The organism is Methylobacterium sp. CCH5-D2, from assembly GCF_001556475.1.
GTDB lineage: Bacteria > Pseudomonadota > Alphaproteobacteria > Rhizobiales > Beijerinckiaceae > Methylobacterium > Methylobacterium hispanicum.
The window spans coordinates 1-4,857 of the sequence record NZ_LSIX01000397.1; the positions used below are offsets into that span (position 1 = coordinate 1).

7 protein-coding genes are annotated in these 4,857 nt (G+C 73.9%); 4 read left to right on the forward strand and 3 right to left on the reverse strand.

The window, feature by feature from the left end; translation table 11 throughout:
• From AX737_RS10245 to folE, 3 genes are all read right to left on the reverse strand, one after another.
• A partial coding sequence (locus AX737_RS10245; RefSeq protein WP_197430527.1) for a patatin-like phospholipase family protein occupies window positions 1-469 on the reverse strand: 469 nt, incomplete at its 3' end.
• 2 nt (window positions 470-471) lie between these two features.
• Window positions 472-894: a phosphoribosyl-AMP cyclohydrolase gene (gene hisI, locus AX737_RS10250; protein WP_066921048.1), complete on the reverse strand. Its 423-nt coding sequence runs from the start codon at window positions 892-894 to the stop codon at window positions 472-474.
• A 16-nt stretch (window positions 895-910) separates the two neighbouring features.
• Window positions 911-1,723, reverse strand: coding sequence for a GTP cyclohydrolase I FolE (gene folE, locus AX737_RS10255; protein WP_066921049.1), 813 nt, complete (start codon window positions 1,721-1,723; stop codon window positions 911-913).
• A 234-nt stretch (window positions 1,724-1,957) separates the two neighbouring features.
• On the opposite strand from folE, the gene AX737_RS10260 reads away from it, so the two are divergent.
• The 4 genes from AX737_RS10260 (at window position 1,958) to AX737_RS10275 (ending at window position 4,774) form a co-directional block, all read left to right on the forward strand.
• A complete protein-coding gene (locus AX737_RS10260; protein ID WP_066921051.1) occupies window positions 1,958-2,401 on the forward strand; it encodes an iron-sulfur cluster assembly scaffold protein in 444 nt (147 codons plus the stop codon).
• A 13-nt stretch (window positions 2,402-2,414) separates the two neighbouring features.
• On the forward strand, window positions 2,415-2,735 hold the full coding sequence (yidD, locus tag AX737_RS10265; RefSeq protein ID WP_066921058.1) for a membrane protein insertion efficiency factor YidD: 321 nt from the start codon (window positions 2,415-2,417) through the stop codon (window positions 2,733-2,735).
• A 126-nt stretch (window positions 2,736-2,861) separates the two neighbouring features.
• Window positions 2,862-3,863 carry a MoxR family ATPase gene (locus AX737_RS10270; RefSeq protein ID WP_066921053.1) on the forward strand — a complete coding sequence of 334 codons (1,002 nt, stop codon included), beginning with the start codon at window positions 2,862-2,864 and terminating at the stop codon, window positions 3,861-3,863.
• Window positions 3,864-3,865: 2 nt separating this feature from the next.
• Entirely contained in the window at window positions 3,866-4,774 is a 909-nt protein-coding gene (locus AX737_RS10275) for a DUF58 domain-containing protein (RefSeq protein WP_066921055.1), read from the forward strand.
• The last annotated feature ends 83 nt before the right edge of the window (window positions 4,775-4,857 follow it).

A 4,857-nucleotide genomic window follows, 5' to 3' on the forward strand; every position in this document is an offset into this window, starting at 1 on the left:
CCGCCTCGATCAGGGGGCCGCGGCTCAGCCAGACCTCGTGGCCGGCACCGAGCTCGGTCGCGACCGCGGCGAAGCGCACGGGCAGGTCCTCGATGCGGCGCGTCTCGAGGTCCGCCACCAGACGCCGGCGCAGCCGGTCGCCGCCGATCAGGCTGGCGCCCGACAGGCGCAGGTCGAGCAGGCCGACGACCCGGCGCTTGGTCAGCGAGCGGGCGAAATCCTCCAGCGCGTCGAGCTTGCCGGCGGCGTAGCAGGCGCCGACCACGGCGCCGATCGAGCAGCCCGCCACCACGCCCGGATGGATGCCGGCCGCCTCCAGCGCCCGGATCACGCCGATATGCGCCCAGCCCCGGGCCGAGCCGCCGCCGAGCGCGAGGCCGAGGCGTGGGCCGGTCTCGGCCGGACGGCGCGGCTCGACGGCGTCCGGCCCGAAATCCGGGTCCGGCGCCGCACGCAGGCCCGGCCGCAGGCTCAAGGCTCGGCCGGTCGCAGCACCGCGCGGCCCGCGGCCCGGTCGAGCGAGACGCTGCGGTAGAAGCAGGCACGCCGTCCGGTGTGGCAGCAGCCGCCGTCGCCGCCGACCTCCACGGTGATCAGCACGGCGTCCTGGTCGCAATCGGTGCGCATCTCGACGACGCGCTGGATCTGGCCGGAGGTGGCGCCCTTGTGCCAGAGCTCGCCCCGCGAGCGCGACCAGTACCAGGCCTCGCCGGTCTCCAGCGTGCGGGCGAGCGATTCGGCGTTCATGTGCGCGAGCATGAGTACGCGCCCATCCTGCGCATCGACCGCGATGCAGCTGATCAGCCCGCTGGCGTCGAAGCGGGGCGTGAAGGCGGAGCCCTCCTCGACCTCGTGGCGGCTGCCGGGGGCGTCGAAGGGCGGAGGTGCGGTCATCGGTCCGGTCGCCGCGTCAGCCCTTGCCGCCCCGAACCAGCGTCAGGAAGCGCACCTGCTCGTTCGGGTCGTTCTTGAAGGCGCCGCGGAACTGGCTGGTGATGGTCGAGACGCCGGCCTTCTGCACGCCGCGCATCGCCATGCAGAGATGCTCGGCCTCCACCAGCACGGCGACGCCGCGGGGCTTGAGGATGCTCTCGATCACGTCGGCGATCTGGGCCGTCATGGTCTCCTGCGTCTGCAGGCGGCGGGCGAAGGTGTCGACCACGCGGGCGAGCTTCGAGAGGCCGACCACGCCCTTGGTCGGGTAGTAGGCGATGTGGGCGAGCCCCATGAAGGGCACCATGTGGTGCTCGCAGTGCGAGTAGAACGGGATGTCGCGCACCAGCACGATGTCCGAGTAGCCCTCGACCTCCTCGAAGACCCGCTCCAGCAGTTCCTCGGCGTCGGTGTCGTAGCCGCCGAAGAGCTGACCGTAGGCCTTGACCACGCGGGCCGGCGTGTCGCGCAGGCCCTCGCGGTTCGGGTCGTCGCCGGCCCAGCGCAGCAGGGTGCGCACGGCGGCCTCGGCCTCCTCGCGGCTCGGGCGGCCGAGCGCGAGGCCCTCGGGCACCCGGGTGGCGGAGGCCGGCTCCGGCGCGATCTCGGGCGCGATTTCGGGGGCCTGCGCCTCGGCGCGGGGCGCGTTGTCGTTGCGCATCATCGGCAGGACCCGGCCCTCCTCGGCCTCGACCGAACGGTAGGACAGGGATTTGAGAGCGGCATCCATGGCATCTCCCGCCCGCGCCACACGGGACTTCATGGTCGTGCTGTCGGGCTTGGCGTACATCGCGACAGGGCGTCCCGGGCGTCGTCTCCGGCCGGGATCGGGGTCCGGACGGTGCCCGCTGCGATCGAGCGCCCCTGGCCGTGGGCGCGACCCTGGTCGATGGCCGCCTCCTCGCGAAGCGGCGTGGTCTCGCCTATATCGTCGTTTCGGCGCCGTCGCGCAACGGACATCGGATGCACGGCGGGCGGGTCTGATCCCGATCCCGAGAGGATCCTGCGAGAGAGCGACGCTTCGATGCTCGACGACATCTACAACCGGCGCATCCTCGAACTCGCCGCCGACATCCCCCGGCTCGGCCGCCTCGACCGCCCGGACGCCAGCGCCACGGCGCATTCCAAGCTCTGCGGCTCGACCGTGACGGTCGATCTCGCGCTCGGTGCCGAGGACCGCGTCGCCGATTTCGCCCACGAGGTTCGAGCCTGCGCGCTCGGCCAGGCCTCGTCCTCGCTGATGGCGCGCCACGTGGTCGGCGCCTCGGCGGACGAGTTGCGGGCCCTGCGGGAGGCGGTGCGGGCCATGCTGAAGCAGGGCGCGGCGGCGCCGGCCGGCCCCTGGGCGGACTTCGCGGTTCTGGAGCCGGTGCGCGACTTCAAGGCCCGCCACGCCTCGACGCTGCTGACCTTCGACGCGGTGGTCGATGCCCTCGACCAGATCGCGGCCAAGCGCCAGGCCGCCTGAGGTCCGCGTGACCCTGACCCGTCGGGCGGCGCACGTCGCAATCCGGGGCTACCAGCTCACCCTGTCGGGCCTCGTCGGGCGCCAGTGCCGGCACTGGCCGAGCTGCTCCACCTACACGGACGAGGCGATCAGGCGGCACGGGCTCTGGCCGGGCGGCTGGATGGGCTTCGCCCGGATCTGCCGCTGCGGGCCCTTCGGCACCCACGGCATCGACCTCGTGCCGGAGGCGCTGCCGGACGAGGCGCGCTGGTACCGCCCCTGGGCCTACGCCCGCTGGCGCGGCACGCTGGCGCCACCGCCGCTCTGCGAGGCGGTGGAGGAGGGGAGCGGCTGACGCCGCGTCTCTCCCTCCGGAGCGGTGGGGGAGGGGCACGACGGCGCCGTGCGGCGATGCCGACCTTGCCAGCCCGCGGGAAAGCGCGCCACACTCCCCCCTTCGGATCAGGGAACGCCCGAGCGCATGACATCAGGCTCAGCCGCCACCGCCCTCGACGAGGGCATCGTCGCCACCGCCGAGAGCTGCCTCGCCACGGTCAGCGAGGCCCGGGAGGCGATCCACGGGGTGATCTTCGGCCAGGAGCAGGTGGTCGACCTCGCTCTCGTGACCATCCTGGCCGGCGGCCACGGCCTGCTCGTCGGCCTGCCCGGCCTCGCCAAGACCAAGCTGGTGGAGACGCTGGGCACGGTGCTGGGGCTCGACGCACGGCGCGTCCAGTTCACCCCCGACCTGATGCCCTCTGACATCCTCGGCACCGAGATCCTCGACGAGGATGCCGAGCGCCGCCGCTCCTTCCGCTTCGTGAAGGGCCCGGTCTTCACGCAGCTCTTGATGGCCGACGAGATCAACCGGGCGAGCCCGCGGACCCAGTCGGCCCTGCTCCAGGCGATGCAGGAACACTTCGTCTCGGTCGCGGGCGAGCGCCACGACCTGCCGCGCCCCTTCCACGTGCTGGCGACGCAGAACCCGATCGAGCAGGAGGGCACCTACCCGCTGCCCGAGGCGCAGCTCGACCGCTTCCTCCTCGAGATCGACGTCGGTTATCCCGACCGCGCCGCCGAGCGCCGCATCCTGATCGAGACCACCGGCGTCGAGGAGACGCGCGCCAAGCCGGCGATGAGCACCGACCAGCTGCTCACCGCCCAGCGCCTCGTGCGGCGCCTGCCGGTCGGCGAGGCGGTGGTCGAGGCGATCCTCGACCTCGTGCGCGCGGCCCGGCCCGACAGCGGCGACGCGCTGGTCAAGGGCAAGCTGATGTGGGGCCCCGGCCCCCGCGCCAGCCAGGCGCTGACCCTGGCGGTCCGCGCCCGCGCGCTCATCGAGGGCCGCGTCGCCCCCTCGGTCGCGGACGTGAAGGCGCTGGCCGAGCCCGTGCTGAAGCACCGCATGGCGCTGGGCTACGCGGCGCGGGCCGACGGCGAGACCGTCGAGGGGCTGATCGCCAAGCTAGCGGAACGGCTCTGAGCTTGGTCGCGACCCGCGCCCTCAGCGCCGAAGCGCGCGCCCCCGGACGGCGCGAGAGCGAGAGCGCCGCGTCGTTGGCCTCGCGGATGCCCCGGCTGATCCTGGAATCGCGGCGCGTGTCGAGCCTGCTCGCCCACGGCCTGCACGGGCGCCGCCGCGCCGGGCCCGGCGAGAGCTTCTGGCAGTTCCGCCCCTTCGTGACCGGGGAGGCGGCCGCGCGCATCGACTGGCGCCGCTCGGCCCGCGACGACCGGCTCTACGTGCGCGAGCGCGAGTGGGAGGCCGCCCACAACATCTGGCTCTGGATCGACCGCTCGGCCTCGATGGGATTTTCTTCGGACCTGGCGACGGCGCCGAAGATCGAGCGGGCCCTGGTGCTGGGGCTGGCGCTGGCCGACGCCTTCGTGGAGGGCGGCGAGCGGGTGGGCCTGCTCGGCCTCACCCGGGCCACCGCGGCGCGCAACATCGTGGAGCGGCTGGCCCAGAGCCTCGTCGCCGACGAGGCCGGGCTGACCCAGGACCTGCCGCCCCGCGCCGAGCCCGGCCGCTTCGACGAGGCGATCCTGGTCAGCGACTTCCTGACACCGCCCGAGCGCGTCGGCGAGAGCGTGCGGGAGATCGCCGGCCGCGGCAGCCGCGGCCACCTCGTGGCGATCGTCGATCCGATCGAGGAGACCTTCCCGTTCGCCGGCCAGGCGGTGCTGCACGACCTCGAATCCGGCCTCGCCCTCGATATCGGCGAGGCAGCGACCTGGGGTGCGGCCTATCGCGAGCGGATCGCCGCCCACCGCGCCGCGCTCGCCGAGATCGCCCGCGCGCAGGGCTGGACCTTCACGCTCCACCGCACCGACCGGCCGGCGAGCGAGGCGGCGCTCCGCCTGATGACGCTGGTCGCGGCCCGCGGGGCCTGAGGAGGCGTCGTGCTCGGACTGACCTTCGCCGCGCCGCTGGCGCTGGCCGCGCTCGTCGGCCGGTCGGTGCGGTGGAGCGTGAA